At 73.9% G+C, this 20,251-nt stretch carries 12 protein-coding genes; 1 reads left to right on the top strand and 11 read right to left on the bottom strand.

The window, feature by feature from the left end; genetic code table 11:
• Positions 1-101: 101 nt before the first annotated feature.
• The 4 genes from cimA to ACIF6L_RS18720 all read right to left on the bottom strand — a co-directional run bounded on the left by cimA (position 102) and on the right by ACIF6L_RS18720 (position 4,750).
• Entirely contained in the window at positions 102-1,727 is a 1,626-nt protein-coding gene (gene cimA / locus ACIF6L_RS18735) for a citramalate synthase (RefSeq protein WP_352295297.1), read from the bottom strand.
• Between the two features lie 366 nt (positions 1,728-2,093).
• Entirely contained in the window at positions 2,094-3,206 is a 1,113-nt protein-coding gene (locus ACIF6L_RS18730) for a branched-chain amino acid aminotransferase (RefSeq protein WP_329489720.1), read from the bottom strand.
• A 247-nt stretch (positions 3,207-3,453) separates the two neighbouring features.
• The gene (locus ACIF6L_RS18725) at positions 3,454-4,491 is read right to left on the bottom strand and encodes a 3-isopropylmalate dehydrogenase (RefSeq protein ID WP_396488540.1); all 1,038 of its coding nucleotides are present in this window, start codon (positions 4,489-4,491) and stop codon (positions 3,454-3,456) included.
• 46 nt (positions 4,492-4,537) lie between these two features.
• Positions 4,538-4,750 carry a hypothetical protein gene (locus tag ACIF6L_RS18720; RefSeq protein WP_396488539.1) on the bottom strand — a complete coding sequence of 71 codons (213 nt, stop codon included), beginning with the start codon at positions 4,748-4,750 and terminating at the stop codon, positions 4,538-4,540.
• A gap of 166 nt (positions 4,751-4,916) precedes the next feature.
• Here ACIF6L_RS18720 and ACIF6L_RS18715 point away from each other — a divergent pair, with 166 nt between their 5' ends.
• Positions 4,917-7,409 carry a YfhO family protein gene (locus ACIF6L_RS18715; protein WP_396488538.1) on the top strand — a complete coding sequence of 831 codons (2,493 nt, stop codon included), beginning with the start codon at positions 4,917-4,919 and terminating at the stop codon, positions 7,407-7,409.
• 64 nt (positions 7,410-7,473) lie between these two features.
• Here the strand turns inward: ACIF6L_RS18715 and ACIF6L_RS18710 are convergent, their stop codons facing one another.
• The 7 genes from ACIF6L_RS18710 to ACIF6L_RS18680 all read right to left on the bottom strand — a co-directional run bounded on the left by ACIF6L_RS18710 (position 7,474) and on the right by ACIF6L_RS18680 (position 20,238).
• Positions 7,474-10,839, bottom strand: coding sequence for a S8 family serine peptidase (locus tag ACIF6L_RS18710; protein ID WP_396488536.1), 3,366 nt, complete (start codon positions 10,837-10,839; stop codon positions 7,474-7,476).
• A gap of 277 nt (positions 10,840-11,116) precedes the next feature.
• Positions 11,117-11,275 (bottom strand): hypothetical protein, encoded by a 159-nt coding sequence (locus ACIF6L_RS18705; RefSeq protein WP_329489716.1) that lies wholly within the window; start codon positions 11,273-11,275, stop codon positions 11,117-11,119.
• A gap of 353 nt (positions 11,276-11,628) precedes the next feature.
• Positions 11,629-13,215 carry a phosphoglycerate dehydrogenase gene (serA, locus tag ACIF6L_RS18700; RefSeq protein WP_329492255.1) on the bottom strand — a complete coding sequence of 529 codons (1,587 nt, stop codon included), beginning with the start codon at positions 13,213-13,215 and terminating at the stop codon, positions 11,629-11,631.
• A gap of 250 nt (positions 13,216-13,465) precedes the next feature.
• Positions 13,466-14,464, bottom strand: a complete 999-nt coding sequence (ilvC, locus tag ACIF6L_RS18695; RefSeq protein ID WP_329489715.1) for a ketol-acid reductoisomerase — start codon at positions 14,462-14,464, stop codon at positions 13,466-13,468.
• Between the two features lie 101 nt (positions 14,465-14,565).
• Positions 14,566-15,090, bottom strand: coding sequence for an acetolactate synthase small subunit (gene ilvN / locus ACIF6L_RS18690; RefSeq protein ID WP_329489714.1), 525 nt, complete (start codon positions 15,088-15,090; stop codon positions 14,566-14,568).
• A gap of 35 nt (positions 15,091-15,125) precedes the next feature.
• Positions 15,126-16,979 (bottom strand): acetolactate synthase large subunit, encoded by a 1,854-nt coding sequence (locus tag ACIF6L_RS18685; RefSeq protein WP_329489713.1) that lies wholly within the window; start codon positions 16,977-16,979, stop codon positions 15,126-15,128.
• 331 nt (positions 16,980-17,310) lie between these two features.
• Entirely contained in the window at positions 17,311-20,238 is a 2,928-nt protein-coding gene (locus ACIF6L_RS18680) for a putative bifunctional diguanylate cyclase/phosphodiesterase (protein WP_396488565.1), read from the bottom strand.
• Positions 20,239-20,251 lie beyond the last annotated feature (13 nt).

Here is a 20,251-nt window from a genome sequence, read left to right as displayed (position 1 = left end):
CCCCCACCCCCCCCCCCCCCCCGGCGGGGGGGGCGGGGGGGGCCCCGGGGGGGGGGGGGCCCCCCCCCCCGGGGGGGCGGGGGCCCCCCCCGCCCGGGGGCTCACCCGGCGGACGGCTCCAGGCCGGCCCGCAGCAGACCGTAGGTGTAGGCGTCGTCCAGGGCCAGCCAGGACGCGGCGATCACGTTGTCGGCCACCCCGACGGTGGACCAGCTGGTGGTGCCGTCGGTGGACTCGATCAGTACCCGGGTCTTGGAACCGGTGCCGTGCTGGCCCTCCAGGATGCGGACCTTGTAGTCGACCAGCTCCAGCTTGGCCAGCTGCGGGTAGATCCGCTCCAGCGCGGTGCGCAGCGCCTTGTCCAGCGCGTCGACCGGGCCGTTGCCCTCGCCGGTGGCGATCCGGCGCTCGCCCTTGGCCCAGACCTTGACCGTCGCCTCGTTGCCCGCGAAGCCCTGCGGCCCCTGCTCGCTGATGGTCCGCCAGGACTCCAGGGTGTAGAAGCGCTCGCGGCTGCCGCGCACCTCGTCACGGAGCAGCAGCTCGAAGGAGGCGTCGGCGGACTCGTAGGTGTAGCCGAGGTTCTCCTGCTCCTTGACCCTGACGACCACCCGGCCGGCCAGGTCCCGGTCGCTGGACAGGTCGTAGCCGAGCTCCTTGCCCTTGAGCTCGACCGAGGCGCGGCCGGCCATGTCGGAGACCAGCATCCGCATGGTGTTGCCGACCGTCTCCGGGTCGATGTGCTGGTAGAGGTCCGGGTCGACCTTGATCGCGGAGGCGTGCAGACCGGCCTTGTGCGCGAAGGCGGAGTGGCCGACGTACGGCTGGTGGGTGGAGGGCGTCAGGTTGACCACCTCGGCGACCGCGTGCGAGATCCGGGTCATCTCGGCCAGGCTGCCGGGCGGCAGCACCCGGCGGTCGTACTTGATCTCCAGCGCGCCGACCACCGGGAACAGGTTGGCGTTGCCGACCCGCTCGCCGTAGCCGTTGGCGGTGCACTGGACGTGGGTGGCGCCCGAGTCGACCGCGGCCAGCGTGTTGGCGACGGCGCAGCCGGTGTCGTCCTGGGCGTGGATGCCGATCCGGGCACCGGGCTTGTAGGTCGCGGAGTCGGCGAGGACGTCGGCGACGATGTCGCGGACGCCGGCCGGCAGCATCCCGCCGTTGGTGTCGCAGAGCACCACCACGTCGGCACCGGCCTCGTGCGCGGCGCGGACCACCGCCAGGGCGTAGGCGCGGTTGGCCTTGTAGCCGTCGAAGAAGTGCTCGCAGTCGATGAACACCCGGCGGTCCTGGGAGCGCAGGTAGGCCACGCTGTCCCGGATCATCTCCAGGTTCTCGTCCAGCGTGGTGCGCAGCGCCAGTTCGACGTGCCGGTCGTGGGCCTTGGCGACCAGGGTGATCACCGGGGCGCCGGAGGTCACCAGGGCGGCCAGCTGCGGGTCCTCGGCCGCCTTGCCGCCGGCCCGCCGGGTGGCGCCGAAGGCGACCAGCTGGGCGTGCCGGAGGTCCAGTTCGGCGGCGGCCCGGGCGAAGAACTCGGTGTCCCGCGGATTGGCGCCGGGCCAGCCGCCCTCGATGAACCCGACCCCGAACTCGTCCAGATACCGGGCAATGGTCAGCTTGTCGGCCACCGTGAGGTTGATGCCCTCGCGCTGCGCGCCGTCGCGCAGGGTGGTGTCGAAGACGTGGAAGCTGTCGTCGGTGCGGTTGCTGGCCTGGGTCATGGCCCTGGGTCTCCGTTCCGGGAGGTTGGTACTGCTCTGCCGGTTCTGATCCGGCTCCACTGTCCAGCATCCCGCGCGCGCCCGGTGTCGCTCGGCCCCTTGTGGGGGCTCCGGCCGGTCCGGGGGTGTGCCGTTCGGGCCGGGCCCGAAAAGCAAAAGACCCCTCGCGGGTGCGAGAGGTCTGCGCGCGGGTCTGGACGCTGGTGGTCGCTCCGCATCGGGTACTGCGGAGCGGTCACTGCGGACCGGCGCGCCTGCTGCTAATGATCAGCGAAAGCGAGGACACGCTCGCAGTGTGGCACACCCTCCGGAGTCCGGCCCGGCCGTCTCGCGATCCGAAACGGCACGGGCCGGGGCGGCTCCGGATCAGACGATCTTGTGCAGCCAGCCGTGGGTGTCGGGGCGCTGGCCGCCCTGGATGGCCAGCAGCGCCCGGCGCAGCTCCATGGTGGTCGGGCCAGGCTCGCCGGCGCCGACGGTCCAGTCCCCGCCGCGGGACTTGACCGAGCCGACCGGGGTGATGACGGCCGCGGTGCCGCACGCGAAGACCTCGGTGAGGGTGCCGTCGGCGTTGCCCCGCTTCCACTCCTCGGTGGAGATCTTCCGCTCCTCGACGGCGTAGCCGAGGTCGGCGGCGAGCTGGAGCAGCGAGTCGCGGGTGATGCCGGGGAGCAGCGCGCCGGAGAGCTCGGGGGTGACGATCGTCGCGTCCTTGCCCTCGCCGAAGACGAAGTACAGGTTCATCCCGCCCATCTCCTCGATCCACCGGTGCTCGGCGGCGTCGAGCCAGACCACCTGGTCGCAGCCCTTGGCGGCGGCCTCGGCCTGGGCGACCAGCGAGGCGGCGTAGTTGCCGGCGCACTTGGCGGCACCGGTGCCGCCCGGCGCGGCGCGGACGTAGTCCTCGGAGAGCCAGACCGAGACCGGCTTGACGCCACCGGAGAAGTAGGCGCCGGCCGGCGAGGCGATGATCATGAAGAGGTAGGAGTTGGCCGGGCGCACACCCAGGCCCACCTCGGTGGCGAACATGAAGGGCCGCAGGTAGAGGCTCTGCTCCTGCTCGTTCGGCACCCAGTTCTGCTCCTGCTGGACCAGGTGCTCGACGGCCTCGACGAAGGTCTCGATCGGCAGCTCCGGCATGGCCAGCCGGCGGGCGGAGGCCTGGAAGCGGGCGGCGTTGGCCTCCGGGCGGAAGGTCGCGATCGAGCCGTCGGCCTGGCGGTAGGCCTTCAGGCCCTCGAAGATCGACTGACCGTAGTGCAGCGTCATGTTCGCCGGGTCGATCTCCAGCGGCGCGTACGGCGCCAGCTGGGCGTCGTGCCAGCCCAGGCCCTCGGTCCACCGGATGGTGACCATGTGGTCGGTGAAGATCCTCCCGAAGCCGGGGTTGGCCAGCCGGGCCTCGCGCTCCGCGTCGGACAGCGGGTGCGCGGAGGGCTTGAGGTCGAACGTGATGGGCGCCTGGGTGGGCGTGCTCATGGCTGTGTGTCCTTCACCGTGGGGTTGGTCCGGGCCGCCTCCGTCGGGTGAACGTTTCGGCGAACGAACGCACGACGGCACGGCCCACTGTCGATACTCGCATCCAGAGGGCCGTGCCGAACAGCTGTCGACCCCAGGAGGAGTCGGCGGCCGCGGTTGTGCGCTTGTGCGCCCCGGCCCCTTCGGCCGGAACACCGCTTGTCGGATCCGGCCTCCCGGCCTGATCCCGCGTGTCGGATCCGGCCTGTCAGCCGGATACTCGGGCGGCGAGCGCGTCGCCGACCTGGGAGGTGCTGCGGGTGCCGGTGCGCTCGGTCAGGTCCGCGGCGACCGCGGCCTCGACCGCGGCGGCCTCGGCGGCGAAGCCGAGGTGCTCCAGCAGCATGGCGACCGAGAGCACGGTGGCGGTCGGGTCGGCCTTGCCCTGGCCCGCGATGTCCGGGGCGGAGCCGTGCACGGGCTCGAACATCGACGGGAAGTCGCCGCTCGGGTTGATGTTGCCGCTGGCGGCCAGGCCGATCCCGCCGGTGACGGCGGCGGCCAGGTCGGTCAGGATGTCGCCGAACAGGTTGTCGGTGACGATCACGTCGAACCGCTCGGGCTGGGTGACGAAGAAGATGGTCGCCGCGTCGACGTGCAGGTAGTCGGTGGTGACCTCGGGGAACTCCCGGCCGACCCGCTCGAAGATCCGCGTCCACAGGTGACCGGCGTGCACCAGCACGTTGTTCTTGTGGACGAGGGTCAGCTTCTTGCGCGGCCGCGCCTGGGCCCGGCGGTAGGCGTCGCGGACGACCCGCTCGATGCCGTAGGCGGTGTTCAGGCTGACCTCGGTGGCCACCTCGTGCTCGGTGCCGGTGCGCAGCGAGCCGCCGTTGCCGACGTACGGGCCCTCGGTGCCCTCGCGGACGACCACGAAGTCGATCGCGGGGTCACCGGCCAGCGGCGACGCCACGCCCGGGAAGAGCCGGCCCGGCCGCAGGTTGATGTGGTGGTCGAAGGCGAACCGCAGCTTCAGCAGCAGCCCGCGCTCCAGCACGCCGGACGGGACGCTCGGGTCGCCGATGGCGCCGAGCAGGATCGCGTCGTGGGTCTTCAGCTCCGCCAGCACGCTGTCCGGCAGCGTCTCGCCGGTGCGGTGGTAGCGCCGGGCGCCGAGGTCGTACTCGGTGGTCTCCAGCTTCACGTCGGCGGGCAGCGCCGCGCCAAGGACCTTGAGGCCTTCGGCCACCACTTCCTGGCCGATGCCGTCACCGGGAACTACTGCGAGACGAATGGTGCGAGACATGCTCGGACCCTACTCCGCCGTCCCAGGGGCTGACACTTCGCGTCCACTATCCGGACGCTCGATCCGGCACGCAGTCGTCGAGCGCGCGCTCCAACCGCTTGAGGGTCGCCCTATGGAACAGCGTCTGCGGACTCGCGAAGATCAGGCTCCCGTCGAGCAACTCGGTGTGCGGCGGGAGATCCGGCAGCCGGTCGAGGTCCTCGGCGGTGTACCCGCCGACCGGGGGGCGGAGCCAGTCGGGGTACGGCTCCATGCTCATGATTCCTCCCGTACGGGCATCCTGACGGACGCTCTCCGGCTACTCGGCGGGATCCCGCCGGACGTCACTCCCACGAGGGAGCGCGGGAGGCGGAACCCGCGCCCGGGGCGCGTCTATGCTCGCGACGAACTGGTCCGGCATTCCTCGTGGAACGGGGCGAATCACCATGGCCGAGCGACGGCGGGAGGCGTTGGCCTGCGGGGTCGCGGCGGGCCTGGGCATGGCCGGGTACGCGCTCGCCGCCGCCCTGCGCGGGGCCTGGCCGCCCGGGGCCGCGGAGACGGCGGTGCCGTTCCACGCCCAGCTGTGGGACCTCGTCCACGGCGAGACCACCGGGGACCTGCTGTTCACCTGGAACAGCGGGTACGGCGCGCCGTTCCTGGCCGACTTCTTCGCCTACCTGATGAACCCGTTCTCCTGGCCGGCCGCGCTGCTGCCGCGCGACCAGGCCCAGCTCGCGGTCTTCCTGGTGGCGCTGGGCAGCATCGGCCTGGGTACCGGCCTGATGACCCACGCGCTGGGCCGCCTGCACGCCGGCCCGCACTGGCTGCGGGCGGTCGCCGCCCTCGGCTACGGGCTCTGCGCCTGGGTGCCGACCGTGGGCGGGACGGCCCCGATGTGGCTCTGGGGCCTGGTCTCGCTGCCGCTGCTCGTCCTGGCCGGCGACTGGTGCCTGCACGAGCGCCGCTGGGTGGCCGGCACCCTGTGCGTCGCCCTCGCCTGGGCGGGCAACCTCTACACCGCCGCGATGGCCACCATCACGGCCGGCCTGGTGCTCGCGGTGCGGCTGGCGGCCGTCCGGCGGCCGTTCAAGGCCGTGGTCCGGGTGACCGGTCGGGCGGTCACCACGGCCGGCCTCGGGGTGCTGCTCGCCGCGCCGGTGCTGTTCGTCGGCGTCCGGGCCGCCCAGGAGGCGCAGCCCGAGTCCCCCGTCCAGCCGCTCGGCCCCTCCGGGCTCGGCGGGCACCTCGCCCAGTTGCTGCCCGGCACCCAGAGCGGGCGGCCGCTGCCGGACGTCTCGATCGGCCTGCTCGGCCTGCTGCTGGTGGCCGGGCTGCCGTTCAACCGGCGGGTGCGGCCCCGGGAGCGGATCGTCTGGTGCGCCCTGCTGGCCCTGGTGGTGCTGAGCTTCGTCTGGACGCCGACCGTGCTGGTCTGGCACGGCCTGGCCATCCCGGCCGGCGGCCCCTACCGGGCGGCCTTCGTGCTCAGCGGGCTGCTGGTGCTGGCCGGCTGGGTCTCGCTGGTGCACCGGCCCGACACCCCGACGCTGCTCGGCGGCGCCGCCGTGACCGCCCTGGTGGCCGGGATCGCGGCGGCGCACCGCTCGGTGCACGGGTCGACCTGGGCCCTCCTCGCGCTGGGCGGCGCGGTGCTGCTCGCCGCGCTGTGGACCCTGGAGCACCGGCACACCGACCGCCGGGCGGGCGCCGCCGCGACCGCCGTCCTGGGCGCCGCGGTGCTCGGCGGAGCGGTCTGGTCGGCCTACGCCGCGCTGGGCACGCCGGCCGCCGGGACGCCCTCGGGCGCCGCCGTCCGGGCCGCGCACGCGGCGCTGCGGCAGGCCGCCGACTGGCCGCGGGCCCGGAGCGACCCGGGACCGCACGCCTTCACCCCGAACGACCCGCTGCTGCTCGACGGCCAGGGCGGCGGCTACTCCAGCGGGTCCCTGCCCACCGTCACCGCTCTGCTGCTGCACGACCTGGGCGCCGGCTGGTCGGCCGGCGGGCGGGTCACCCGGAGCGTCACGGACCCGGTCGGACGGGCGCTGTTCGCCGTCCGGACCCAGCTCGCCGACGGGCCGGCGCCGAACGGCTTCACGGTCACCCGGTCCGCCGCTCCCCCGCTGGTCACCGTCCTCCCGGCGGGCTCCGCCCCGGACACCTCCTCGGTCTGGTCGCGCCAGGAGTCGCTGCTCGGCGGCCCGGTCTACGACGTCCCCGGGCTGGTCCCGGCCGGCGGTCCGGAGCCGGCGGAGCACGGCAGCAGCGGCTGGTCCGTCCCCGCCACCCCCGCCGGTTCGGACGGCACCGCGTTCACCGCGGCCTGCACCCCGGGCGCCACCGCGTACTTCCACGGGGTCTGGTTCGACGGCACGGTGAGCGGCCTCGCCACGACCTACCGCAGCGACGGCGAGCAGCCGACCACCGCCGTGCCGATCCACGAGCTGGGGACGGTGCCCGCCGACGGCGTGGTGCGGGTGGTGCTGCGCGCGGACGCCGTCACCCAGGTCCCGGCCCGGCCGGTCGGCTGTCTGCGGCCCGGCGCGCTGGACGCGGCCGTCGCGCGGCTCACCGCGACCGGCGCCCGCTCGGTCACGGCCGGCGGGCACACCCTGGCCGCCGCCCTCCCGCCCGGCAGCACCGGGACGGCGCTGCTCTCCGTCCCGGCCACCGCGGGCTGGACCTGCGCGACCGGCGGCGGCCGGCCCACCGCGCCCACCTCCGTCCTCGGCGTGATCGGTGTCCCGCTCGGCGCCGGCGCGGACCGGATCAGCTGCTCGTTCCGCCCGCCCGGTCTGACCGAGGGGTTGCTCCTCGCGCTGGCCGCGGCCGCCGTCACCACCCTGACCGGGGTCTTCGGCCGGCTCCGCCACCGGCCCACCCGCACACCGCGCCGGATCCGCCGGGCCGCCCACCGGGGTCGCGCCGACGGGTAGCGATGCCGGAGGCCGTCACCGCGTGCGGTGACGGCCTCCGGCGGGGCGGGTCGGGACGGAGCGGTCAGGGGAGGGCGAGGACCTGTCCCCGGTGGCCGTCCCGGTTGAAGTGGTGGAGCAGGAGCAGCCGGGAGGTGTCCCCGTCGGCGCGCCGGACGTCGAGGACGGTGCCCGGCGGGAGGGCGGCGGCCACCGCGGCGGGGCCGCCGGGACCGGTGCGGACGTCCACGGCCGGGTGCAGCACGTCGACCGCGAGGGTGGGCCTGGTGCCGCGCAGGCCGACGGCGGAGAACGCCTCGGCCGGGTCGGGCTTTCCCGAGGTGGCGACACCGGTCCAGAGCCCGTAGCGGACGGTGCTGTGCCCGGCGCGCACCCCCGGCAGGGCGGCGAGGCGCACCGGCAGCACCAGGACGTCGCTGTCCAGCAGCGCGGTGTCGGTGTCCCCCCAGCGGGCGTTCAGCGGCTGGACGTCCAGCTCGGCGCCGCTGCGGGCGTCCACCGACCGGGCGACCAGGACGTCGCTGCCGGGCTGCCGGTCCGCCTTGACGAAGACGTCGGTGGCGCCGTCCCCGTCGGTGTCCAGCGAGGCCCGGACGGCGAAGACGCCGACCGGGGTGGCGGCGGGCGCCCAGAACTGCGCGGCGAGGTAGAGCATGCCCTGCTCGTCGCCGACGGCGGGCGCGTCGGAGGCCGCGCCGACCGCGCGCAGGTTGGCCGCCCGGTCGCCGGGGCGCTCGACGCAGACGTCCTGCGGGGCCTGCGGTTCGGTGCTCTCCTCCGGCACGATGCCGGCCCCCGGTCCGACCGCGGCGCCGCTGTCGGGCGGGCAGTCGGGCCAGCGGGCGCCCTCGCCGCCCAGCGCGAAGGCGCTGAGCAGTCCGGGCTGCTCGGCCGGCGCCCGGGCGCCGCCGAGCACGACCAGGGCGCCGGTCCTGGTGCCGTGCGCCGGCGCCGCCGCGCTCAGGTCCGAGGCCGGGCGGGGAGCGGCGAGCAGCGGGACCCGCAGCTCGGGCAGCGCGCCGTCCGAGACGGGCGTGAGCAGCAGCCGCCCGGAGAGCTCGCCCCGGTAGCTGCGGGCCCGGCCGCCCTGGCTGGTGTCGATGGTCGGGTCGGGCGCGCGGCCCAGCTGTCCCGGGACGGTCAGCGTGACCCTGACCCGGGCGGTGCCGCCGGCCGGCACCTCGACCCGGTCGGGCGCGATCTCGAAGCGGGCGCCGGGCAGTTCGGTGGCGGCCGCGTAGCCGGTGCGGTACAGCGCCGCCGTGCCGGACAGGTTGCGGACCTCGACCTCGCGGACGAGCCCGAGCGGGCCGCCGACGGCCACCGGGCCGAAGGAGACGCCGACGCTGCCCGGCGCCGCGCCCTCGCCCGCCGCGTAGGCGACCACCGGGGTCCGGACGGCGCGGTCCACCTGGGCCCGGCCGGCGCCGGTGCGCTCGGGGCCGTAGACCGGGCCGGTGTGCCCGTCGCCGGGCCAGGTGTCCCCGGCGGTGTTCATCAGCGCGGCTTTGAGCTGCTCGACCGTCCACTCCGGGTGGGCCGCGCGGACCAGCGCGGCCAGCCCGGCGACGTGCGGGGTGGCCATCGAGGTGCCGTCCTCGCGCTGGCCGCCGACGCCGCTGCCGGCCTTGGCGGACCAGATGGTCTCGCCGGGGGCGGCGAGGTCGGGCTTGACCACGCCGGGCACGCCGATCCCGCGCGAGGTGAAGTCGGTGAGGGTGTCGGCGCGTTGCGGCTGGTCCTGGGAGACGACACCGTGCAGCGGGTTGCCGGGGGCGGCCAGCCGGACGGTGACCGGGCCGCTCGCCACACCCTGGCGCAGCCGTTCGCCGTCGGCCCGGGCGAGCAGCGCGAGCGGGATCCGGTCGTTGCCGGAGACCTCGGCGAGGTGGTCGTCGTCGGCGGCGAGCAGGGCGCCGATCGCGCCCGCGTCGGCGGCGTGGTCCGCGCGCGGCCCGGAGCCGCAGGCCCGCTCGGACGCCCGGGTGCTCCAGGCGAGGACGGCGATCCGCCCGGCGAGCCGCTGCCGGTCGGCCTCGCCGAACGCCGTGCAGCCGTCGGACTGGTCGACGGGCAGGGCGAGTTCACCGCTGACGTCGGCGCTCGACCAGCCCTGGTAGCGGGCGCTCCAGTGGCCCGGGACGACCCCGGCGAGCGGCTCGGGGGCCAGTACCGTCAGGCCGTCGGCGTCGCTGTGCGGGTCGACCGAGGCGGCGACGGCGACGGCCCGGGCGGCGGTGCCGGGGCTGCCGCCGATGCCGTAGACGTCGCCCTCGTTCCCGGCCGCCGCGACCACCACGGTGCCGAGTTCGGAGAGGTGGTCGACGGCGATCGCGTCGGCGTCGTCGGTGGCGCCGAAGCGGCTGCCGAGGGAGAGGTTGACGACGTCGAGCCGGTCGCTGAGGTCGCCGTCGCCGTTCGGGTCGGCGGCCACGTCGAGGGCCTGGGCGAGCTGGTCGGTGGCGCCGTCGCAGCCGAACACCCGGATCGCGTACAGCTGCGCGCCGGGCGCGGCGCCCGGGCCGACCGCGAAGCCGGCCGGGTCGAGGCCGGGCCGGTAGGGGCCGGGGTAGGGGCGGCCGTCGGTGGTGACGCCGAGGCCGGCGGCGGTGCCGGCGACGTGTGTGCCGTGGCCGTTGAGCGCGCAGTCGATCGGGTTGTCGTCCGGGTGCGGGTCGGGCTGGTGGTGCGGGGAGGCCGGGTCCGGGTTGTAGTCGTCGCCGACCAGGTCGCGGCCGCCGACCACCTTGGCGTTCGGGAAGAGGCCGGCGGGTGCGGGCTTGGCGCCGTCCACGGCCTTGAACGCGTCCTCGGTGCCGGGGCCGCCGAAGTCCGCGTGGGTGTAGTCGATGCCGCTGTCGATGATGCCGATCCGCACCCCCTGACCGGTGTTGCCGGCCCCGGCGTCACCGGATCCGGCGTCCCAGACCCACGGCGCACCGGTCAGCGGCACGGAGTGCGCGTTGTCCCGCTGCTTGCGCACGATGGGGTGGACGGCCCGGACGCCCGGCAGCGCGCGCAGGGCGGGCAGCCGGGAGGCCGGCACGGTGACGGCGAGTCCGGTGAGCAGGGTTCGGGTGCGGTACAGCTCGCGGACGGTGGGAGCCGTACCGCGGACGGCCCGGGCCAGCCGGTCGAGCGCTTCGGACGCCCGGGTCACCTGCTCGGCTCCGGCCCGCGCGGCCTCCTGTCGGACGGCCTCCGGGGAGCGCCGGGCCCGCCGGGCCTCGGTGGCCGCCTGCCGCCAGGCCGGACCTGCGGCCTCGGTGCCGAGCTCCAGCAGGACGGAGGCCGGGCGGCCGGCGCCGGGGGGCGCGGCCGTCGGTGGACTGCCGGCCGCCGGGGCGGCGGTGAGCAGGAACGGCCCCGCCAGCAGGGCCAGGGTGAGGCCGATCCGGGCGATCGGACGACGGACGGGTGGCTGACGCACTGGGCCCTCTCCCCCGGCAAGGGGAACTGATCCGCACGCCGTGCCGCTGACGCCCGCCCGCGCGGACGCCGATCACCCTTCCGGGGCCCCAAATTAGGATGATCGCGCCGGACAGCGCGAGCAACATCCCTCCAACGGGTGCCACGTGCACTCTCGGGAGTGACTCACCGTCAGGCCGTGCGGGCTATTCGGCAGATGAACGCCGGTTCCGGAGGGTGAGACCCGCCCGGCGCAGCGGCGAGCGGCCCTGGACCCAGGACGCCGGGAGGCGGCCCGCTCAGAGGTGGCCCGTCACGCCACCGTTGTCACGGCGGTCCAGCGCGCGCTGCAGCGCGGCGGCGGCGAACGGGGGCCGCTCGGTCGCGCGGCGGCGGCGCGGCGCACGGGCGGTGGTGGCGGGGGCGGGGGTGGCGTGGCGGTCTGCGGTGGGAGGCATACCGGGCTCCTTGGATCGAATGCGCCGGGCAGTGGCGCAGAGGGTGGGGAGAGGGAGGTGCCGGCGAAGCGCGTCGCCAGGGGGGCTCACGGCGGAGCGGGAGCACGCCGGGCGGGGATCGCCTGCCCACGGCGTACGGGCGCACACGGGCCGCACACCCTGGCTACAGGGGCGGCGCACCGTATGGCTCTTCCACGGTACGACCCGGGCCCTGGCCTGTCTGCACGAATACTTGGATTTCCTAGTATCTGAGACGGGACTCACCCGGAGCGCCGGTCCGGCCCCGGACGCGACAGGGCCCGGACCACCGCCGCGCGGTGGTCCGGGCCCTGTCGGAACGGCTCTGCCGGGGCTCAGGCGCCCAGGTCGACCGAGCGGGCGAAGCGGGCGCCGATCTCGGCCGCGATCGCCGACAGCACCTCCTGCGGGATCTGGGAGTCCACGGTGATCGAGGCGAGCGCGCCGCTGCCGTCGCGGGCCACCTGCATGCCGGCGATGTTGATGCCGGCGTCGCCGAGGTGGCGGCCGAGCACGCCGACCACGCCCGGGCGGTCCTCGTACTTGAAGAACGCCATGTGGTCGGTGAGCGCCACGTCCACGTCGAAGGCGTCCACGCCGACGATCTTCTGGGTCTGCTTCGGACCGGCCAGGGTGCCGGAGATGGCGATCTCGCCGCCGTCCGCCAGGGTGCCGCGGACGGTGATCACGTTGCGGTGCTCGGGGCTCTCGCTGGAGGTGGTCAGGCGCACCTCGACACCGCGCTCCTGGGCGAACAGCGGGGCGTTGACGTAGGACACCGTCTCCGCCACGACGTCCTCGAACACACCCTTGAGGGCGGACAGTTCGAGCACCTTCACATCGTGCTGGGTGATCTCGCCGCGGACCTCGACGTCCAGGCGGACGGCCACCTCGCCGGCCAGCGCGGTGAAGATCCGGCCGAGCCGCTCGGCCAGCGGCAGGCCCGGGCGGACGTCCTCGGCGATCACGCCGCCCTGGACGTTGACGGCGTCCGGGACGAGCTCGCCGGCCAGCGCCAGGCGGACGGACTTGGCGACCGCGATGCCGGCCTTCTCCTGGGCCTCGTCGGTGGAGGCGCCCAGGTGCGGGGTGGCCACCACGTTGTCGAAGCCGAACAGCGGGGAGTCGGTGCACGGCTCCTTGGCGTAGACGTCCAGGCCGGCGCCGGCCACCCGGCCGTCGCGCAGGGCGCTCGCCAGCGCGGCCTCGTCCACGATGCCGCCGCGGGCGGCGTTGACGATGCGCACGCTGGGCTTGACCTTGTGCAGCGCCTCGTCGCCGATCAGACCGATGGTCTCCGGCGTCTTCGGGAGGTGGACGGTGATGAAGTCCGAGATCTCCAGCAGCTCTTCCAGCGAGACCAGCTTGACGCCCATCTGCGCGGCGCGGGCGGCCTGGATGTAGGGGTCGTACGCGACGATCTGCATGCCGAACGCGGACATCCGCTGCGCGACCAGCACGCCGATCCGGCCGAGGCCGACGACGCCGAGGACCTTCTCGCTCAGCTCGACGCCGGTGTACTTGTTGCGCTTCCACTCGCCCTGCTTCAGGGCGGCGTTGGCCGGCGCGATGTTGCGGGCGACCGAGATCAGCAGGCCGCAGGCGAGTTCGGCGGCGGTGACGATGTTGGAGGTCGGCGCGTTGACGACCATCACGCCGGCCTTGGTGGCCGCGGCGACGTCCACGTTGTCCAGGCCGACGCCGGCGCGGGCGACCACCTTGAGCTTGCGGGCGGCGGCCAGCGCCTCGGCGTCCACCTTGGTGGCGGAGCGGATCAGGATGGCGTCCACGTCCGCGATCGCGGTCAGCAGCTCGGTGCGGTCCGCACCGTTGCAGTGGCGGATCTCGAAGTCCGGCCCGAGGGCGTCGACGGTGGCGGGGGACAGCTCTTCGGCGATCAGTACAACGGCGGTCTTGGTCACAGTGCTCACGACAGTGGTCCTTAACTGTCCGGTTCTCCCCGGCACGTAGGTGGCGTGGAAGGCGGGGGGAAGGTGGCATGCCGCGTAGGTAGACGCACGACGCTGTGGGCCTGACGCGCACTCGGAAGTGTATCGACGGGCTGGGTACCAGGCTGCTCCCGTCCGGCGAAATCACCCGGACGGGAGCAGCCTAGTTGTACAAGGACCCTATGGAATCGGACAGGTCCCGAAGGGGGCGGAGCCTTAGGGCTCAGGCCTCTTCCTTGACCCAGCTCATCAGCTTGCGGAGCTTCTTGCCGGTGGTCTCCAGCAGGTGGTCCTCGTCGGCCTTCTTGTACTCGTTGTACTTGGGCAGACCGGCCTTGTACTCGGCGATCCAGGTGTTGGCGAAGGTGCCGTCCTGGATCTCGGCGAGGACCTTCTTCATCTCGGCCTTGGTGGCGTCGGTGATGATGCGGGGGCCGGTGACGTAGTCGCCCCACTCGGCGGTCTCGGAGACCGACCAGCGCATCTTCTCCAGGCCGCCCTCGTACATCAGGTCGACGATGAGCTTCAGCTCGTGCAGGCACTCGAAGTAGGCGATCTCCGGCTGGTAGCCGGCCTCGACCAGGGTCTCGAACCCGGCCTTCACCAGGGCGGCGGTGCCACCGCAGAGGACGGCCTGCTCGCCGAACAGGTCGGTCTCGGTCTCCTCGGTGAAGGTCGTCTTGATGACGCCGGCCTTGGTGGCGCCGATGCCCTTGGCGTAGGACAGCGCCAGCTCCAGGGCCTTGCCGGAGGCGTCCTGCTCGACGGCGACGATCGCGGGGACGCCGCGACCCTCCTCGTACTGGCGGCGGACCAGGTGGCCCGGGCCCTTCGGGGCGACCATGCAGACGTCGACGTCGGCCGGCGGCTTGATGAAGCCGAAGCGGATGTTCAGGCCGTGGCCGAAGAACAGGGCGTCGCCCGCCTTCAGGTGCGGCGCGATGGACTCCTCGTAGACGTCGGACTGGATCGGGTCCGGCACCAGGATCATGATGACGTCGGCCTCGGCGGCGGCCTCGGCCGGGGTGACGACGCGCAGGCCGGCCTCCTCCGCCTTGGCGCGGGACTTCGAGTCGGCCTTCAGGCCGACCCGGACGTCGGCACCCGAGTCGCGCAGGGACAGCGCGTGGGCGTGGCCCTGGCTGCCGTAGCCGATGACCGCGACCTTGCGGCCCTGGATGATGGACAGGTCGGCGTCGTCTTCGTAGAACAGCTCGGCCACGGGGGCACATCTCCTTGCGTGATGGTCTTGCCGGGTACGTTCCCACGGTACGTGGACCCGGCAGGGTGTGGGACGGTGCTTCAGGGGGTGAGACGACCGCGCTACGCGCTGCGGTCGAGGGCGCGCAGCGAGCGGTCGGTGATCGACCGGGCGCCGCGGCCGATGGCCACCAGGCCGGACTGGACGAGCTCCTTGACGCCGTACGGCTCCAGCATCCGGAGCATGGCCTCCAGCTTGTCCGAACTACCGGTGGCCTCGATGGTCACCGCGTCGGGGGACACGTCGACCGTCTTGGCGCGGAAGAGCTGGACGATCTCGACGATCTGCGACCGCGTCTCGTTGTCGGCGCGGACCTTCACCAGGACCAGTTCCCGCTGGATCGCAGCGGACTGGTCGAGTTCGACGATCTTTATCACGTTCACGAGCTTGTTGAGCTGCTTGGTGACCTGTTCCAGCGGGAGGTCCTCGACGTTGACCACGATCGTCATCCGGGAGATGTCCGGGTGCTCCGTCGGGCCGACGGCGAGGGAGTCGATGTTGAAGCCCCGACGGGAGAACAGCGAGGCGATGCGGGCGAGCACGCCGGGCTTGTTCTCGACCAGGACGGAGAGGGTGTGCTTGGACATGGGGTCTCTGTTCCCTTGGCGTTCCGGAGCGGGCGTCAGTCGAGGTCGTCGCCGAAGTCGGGCCGGACGCCCTTGGCGAACTGGATCTCGTCGTTGCTGGTGCCGGCCGCGACCATCGGCCAGACCATGGCGTCCTGGTGGACGATGAAGTCGATGACGACCGGGCGGTCGTTGATCTCCATCGCCTGCTTGATCACCGCGTCCAGGTCCTCCGGGCGCTCGCAGCGCAGGCCGACGCAGCCCATCGCCTCGGAGAGCAGCACGAAGTCGGGGATCCGGGTGCCCTGGGCCGGCGGCTCGATGCCGTCGTGGTCCGGGCCGGCGTGCAGCACGGTGTTGGAGTAGCGCTGGTTGTAGAAGAGGGTCTGCCACTGGCGGACCATGCCCAGCGAACCGTTGTTGATGACCGCGACCTTGATCGGGATGTCGTTCAGGGCGCAGGTGACGAGTTCCTGATTGGTCATCTGGAAGCAGCCGTCGCCGTCGATCGCCCAGACCGCCGTCTCGGGGCGGCCCGCCTTGGCCCCCATCGCGGCCGGCACCGCGTAGCCCATGGTGCCCGCGCCGCCCGAGTTCAGCCAGGTGGCCGGCTTCTCGAACTGGATGAACTGCGAGCTCCACATCTGGTGCTGGCCGACGCCCGCGGCGTAGATCGCCTCCGGGCCGACCAGCCGGCCGATCCGCTCGATGACCTGCTGCGGGGAGAGCTGACCGGCCGGGGCCGGCTCGTAGCCCAGCGGGTAGGTCTTCTTCCACTCGTTGAGCTTGACCCACCAGTCCGCGTAGTCGCTGCGGTGGCCGGCGTCGAACTCGGCCTGGACGGCGACGATCAGGTCGGCCAGCACCTCGCGGGCGTCGCCGACGATCGGCACGTCGGCCGGGCGGTTCTTGCCGATCTCGGCCGGGTCGATGTCGGCGTGGACGACCTTGGCGTAGGGCGCGAAGCTGTCCAGCTTGCCGGTGACGCGGTCGTCGAAGCGGGCGCCCAGGGTGAAGAGCAGGTCCGACTTCTGCAGCGCGGTGACGGCCGGGACGGTGCCGTGCATGCCGGGCATGCCCAGGTGCTGCGGGTGGCTGTCGGGGAAGGCGCCGAGCGCCATCAGCGTGGTGACCACGGGGGCGCCGGTCAGCTCGGCGAGGATCCGCAGTTCGGCCGTGGCGTGCGCCTTGAGCACCCCGCCGCCGACGTACAGCACCGGGCGCCGGGCGCTCACCAGCATCTTCGCGGCCTCGCGGATCTGCTTGGCGTGCGGCTTGGTGACCGGGCGGTAGCCGGGCAGCGAGGTCTCGGCCGGCCAGCGGAAGGTGGTGGTGGCCTGCAGCGCGTCCTTGGCGATGTCGACCAGCACCGGGCCGGGACGGCCGGTGGCGGCGATGTGGAACGCCTCGGAGATCACCCGGGGGATCTCGGCGGGGTCGGTCACCAGGAAGTTGTGCTTGGTGATCGGCATCGTGATGCCGCAGATGTCCGCCTCCTGGAAGGCGTCGGTGCCGATCGCCTTGGAGGCGACCTGCCCGGTGATCGCCACCATCGGGACCGAATCCATGTACGCGTCGGCGATCGGGGTCACCAGGTTGGTCGCGCCCGGCCCCGAGGTGGCCATGCAGACCCCGACCTTGCCGGTGGCCTGGGCGTAACCGGTGGCGGCGTGGCCGGCGCCCTGCTCGTGGCGGACCAGGATGTGACGCACCTTGGTCGAGTCCATCAGCGGGTCGTACGCGGGAAGGATGGCCCCGCCCGGGATGCCGAAGACGGTGTCCGCGCCCACGGCCTCCAGCGAGCGGATGAGCGACTGGGCTCCGGTCATGGTCTCGACGACGTGCTGGGGAGCGGGAGCGTGGGCGGCCGGGGTGTCCCCGCGGCGGGGGGATGCGGCGTGCTCAGTCATCTGCCTGTCTCTTCTCGGGTTTCGCCGGCCCGGGTGGTTGCGGGCCCCAAGTGGCTGAGGGTGGGGTCCCGCGTGTCGGGCCGATCGCCGGCTCTGCCCCAATCGTCCCTCCTCTCCCTCCGGAATCGGGGGGAATCGGGCGGCCGGGGCCAGTGGTCTTGCGGAGTGGAACAGTGTCAGTGCAACAAAAAACCCCTCGTGCCAAGGGCATGCGAGGGGTGGCGCGTCGGTCTGTCACGAGCGGGGCATCGCCCGCTCAGCCGACGCGCCCGCCAAGTACGAGAATTCGGGTGCGCATGGCAACGACCTTCCTCCCGTGCGGGGTCGACTGTCAAGCAGGTGGGACGACAGTCTCGCCATGCGGACCGTGCCCCGGGCCCGCGGCGGCCCGGTGTTCGGGCAGGTCGGAGGGGCTGTGAGGGGGCCCGGACCGGCCCGCGCCGGGCTCGCCGCGGCCACCCGTCCGGGTGTCCGCGGCCAGGTACGCGCGCCGCGCCGAGAGCGAGCCGAGCGGGCGCGGCAGCGGGTAGGAACGGCGCACCAGCGCCCGCCGCAGCCGGGTCTCGTCCAGCGGCGGGGCGAAGGCCGACCCCTGGCCCTGCCGGCAGCCCAGTTCCTGGAGGACGGCCACCTGGCGCGGCAGGTCCACCCCCTCGGCCGCGGTCACCAGGCCGAGGTCCCGGCCGAGCCGCAGCGCGTGCCCGGCCAGCGTCCGGCCGAGCGGCGAGTCACCGAGGTCCTGGACCAGCGTGCGGTCCAGTTTGAGGCTGTCGAAGGGCAGCCGGGCGAGCGCCCCCAGCGAGCCGTTGCCCGCCCCGAAGCCGGCCAGCGCGGTCGAGACGCCGAGCCGGCGCAGCGCGGCCAGCCGGCGGCCGAGTTCGTCGGCCAGCGCGTCCGGGCCCATCCGGGCCACCTCGACCACCAGGTGGCTGGCCGGCAGCCCGGTGTCGCGCAGCGCCGCGACCACCGCCTCGTACATGCCGGGCGAGCAGAGGCGCTGCGCCGAGAGCCGGACCGACACCGGCACCGGGGCCGGCGCCGAGCGGGTTCTCGCCGGCAGCCCGCGGCGCAGCGCGGCGGCCGTCACCGCCTCGTGGATCAGCCAGCGGGAGAACCGGGTGGCCGCGTCGCCGTGCTCGGCGGAGCGCAGGAACTCGGCGGGGGTGAGCAGCAGGCCCTGCGCGGAGCGCCAGCGGGCCTGGGCCTCGACGCCGGTGACGGCGCCGGTCCCGAGGTCCACCACCGGCTGGTGGAGCAGTGTGAAGCCGCCCTCGCGGACGGCCACCCGCAGCCGCTCCTCCAGCTCGGTGCGGCGCTCCAGGTCGGCCCGCATCGCCGGGGTGTAGAGCACCACCCGGCCCTTGCCCTCGGACTTGGCCCGGTACATCGCGAGGTCGGCGTTGCGCATCAGCTCGTCGGTGGCGGCCCGGGGATCGGCGGCCGGGCCACGCTCGGGGGTGCCGAAGGAGATGCCGATGCTGGCCGCGACGCTGAGTTCGGCGCCGCCGATCCAGTACGGCTCGGAGAGGGCGATCCGCAGCCGCTCGGCGAGTTCCTGGACCTGCAGCCGGCCGAGCGGGCCGCAGACCAGCGCCGCGAACTCGTCCCCGCCGAACCGGGCGACGGTGTCGCCGCCGCGCACCGCGCCCTGCAGCCGGCGGGCGGCCTGCACCAGCAGTTCGTCGCCGACCTGGTGGCCGGCGCTGTCGTTGACCGCCTTGAAGCCGTCCAGGTCGAGGAAGAGCACGGCGATCCCGGCGCCCGCGCCGCCCTGCTGGCCGCGGGTGGCGAGGGCGGCGCGCAGCCGTTGGGCGAACAGCGCCCGGTTGGGCAGGTCGGTGAGCGGGTCGTGGAAGGCGTTGTGCTGCAACTGGGCCTGCAGTATGACGCGTTCGGTGACGTCCCGGCTGTTCAGGATCAGGCCGTCGCGGTACCGGTTGACGGTGGACTCGACGTGCAGCCACTCGCCGGCGCCGGAGCTGATCCGGCACTCCACCCGGGCCGCGGACGGCTCGGCGGCGGCGGGCGAGCGGAGCGCGGCGAGCCGGCCCCGGGCCAGGAAGCGGCGGACCTCCGCGAGCACCCGGTCCACGTCCTCGGGGTGGACGAGGTCCAGCAGGTTGCCGCCGACCAGCTCCTCCGGATCCCGCCCGTAGACGCCGAGCGCGGCCGGGGACACGTAGGAGAGCACGCCGTTGGCACCGGCGATCATGATGACGTCGCTGGAGCCCTGCACCAGGGACCGGAAGTGCGCCTCCTTGTGGGCAAGCTCCTGCGCCAGTGAGAGGTTGTCCAGCAGCATCACGCCCTGGCGCAGGATCAGCGCCAGGCCGACGGTGCAGGCGGCCGCGGCCACCACCCGGTCCAGGGGCCGCCCGCCGAGGGCGTTGTAGAGGATCCCGGCGGTGCAGACGGCGGCCGCCGCGTACGGGGTGAGCGCGCTGAAGGTGGTGGCCACCCGGCGGCGCGGCAGGCCGCCGACCGAGGGGTGCTCGCGCAGCGGACGGCGCCAGCGCGGCGACCACGGGGCCCAGGCCAGCAGCAGGCTGCCGGCGAACCAGCCGGCGTCCAGCAGCTCCCCCGAGTGGTAGTTGCTCTTCAGCTCCGGCGAGGTGAAGAGGGCGTCGCAGAGCACTGTCACGGCGAGCGCGATCATCGCGGTGTGCACCGCGGCCCGGTTGCCGTCGCGGCCGCCGAAGCGCAGCCCGACCACCAGACTGACCAGCAGGATGTCCAGCACCGGGTAGGCCAGGTTGGTCGCCAGCGCCACCACGGAGCCATCCGCGCCGGCGGCGATCCGGCCGAGTGCCAGGCTCCAGCTCAGGGTGAACAGCGAGCCGGCCACCAGCCAGCCGTCCAGCAGCAGGCAGAGCCAGCCGGCGGCGCTGCGCGGGCGCTGGGAGAGCACCAGCACGCCGGTGATGGCGAGCGGGGCGAACAGCAGGAAGGCGAACTCGGCGAGCGAGTCCTGCGGCTGCTTGCCGGGTTCGACCAGCTCGTACCAGCCCCAGGTGGCGTTGCCGAACGCGACCATGAGCGAGGAGAGGCCGAACAGCAGCCAGGCCGAGCGGGCCGGGCCGCCGACCGTACAGGCGTACGTCAGACAGGACAGCGCGGCCGCGAGCGCGGCCGCCGCCAGACCGAAGTCCCCCATGAAGACGGAGAGTTGGCGTGACCCCCAGCCGAGGGACGCGCCCAGGGCGTACGCCAGGCAGAGGGCGCCGAGCACGGTGCCGGGCAGGGATCGGCTGTACAGCAGCCGGCGGACCGGG

This window comes from Kitasatospora sp. NPDC086009 (genome assembly GCF_044540385.1).
GTDB lineage: Bacteria > Actinomycetota > Actinomycetes > Streptomycetales > Streptomycetaceae > Kitasatospora.
The sequence above is the reverse complement of the archived record's forward strand: the minus strand, read 5'-3'. Positions and strand labels throughout refer to the sequence as shown.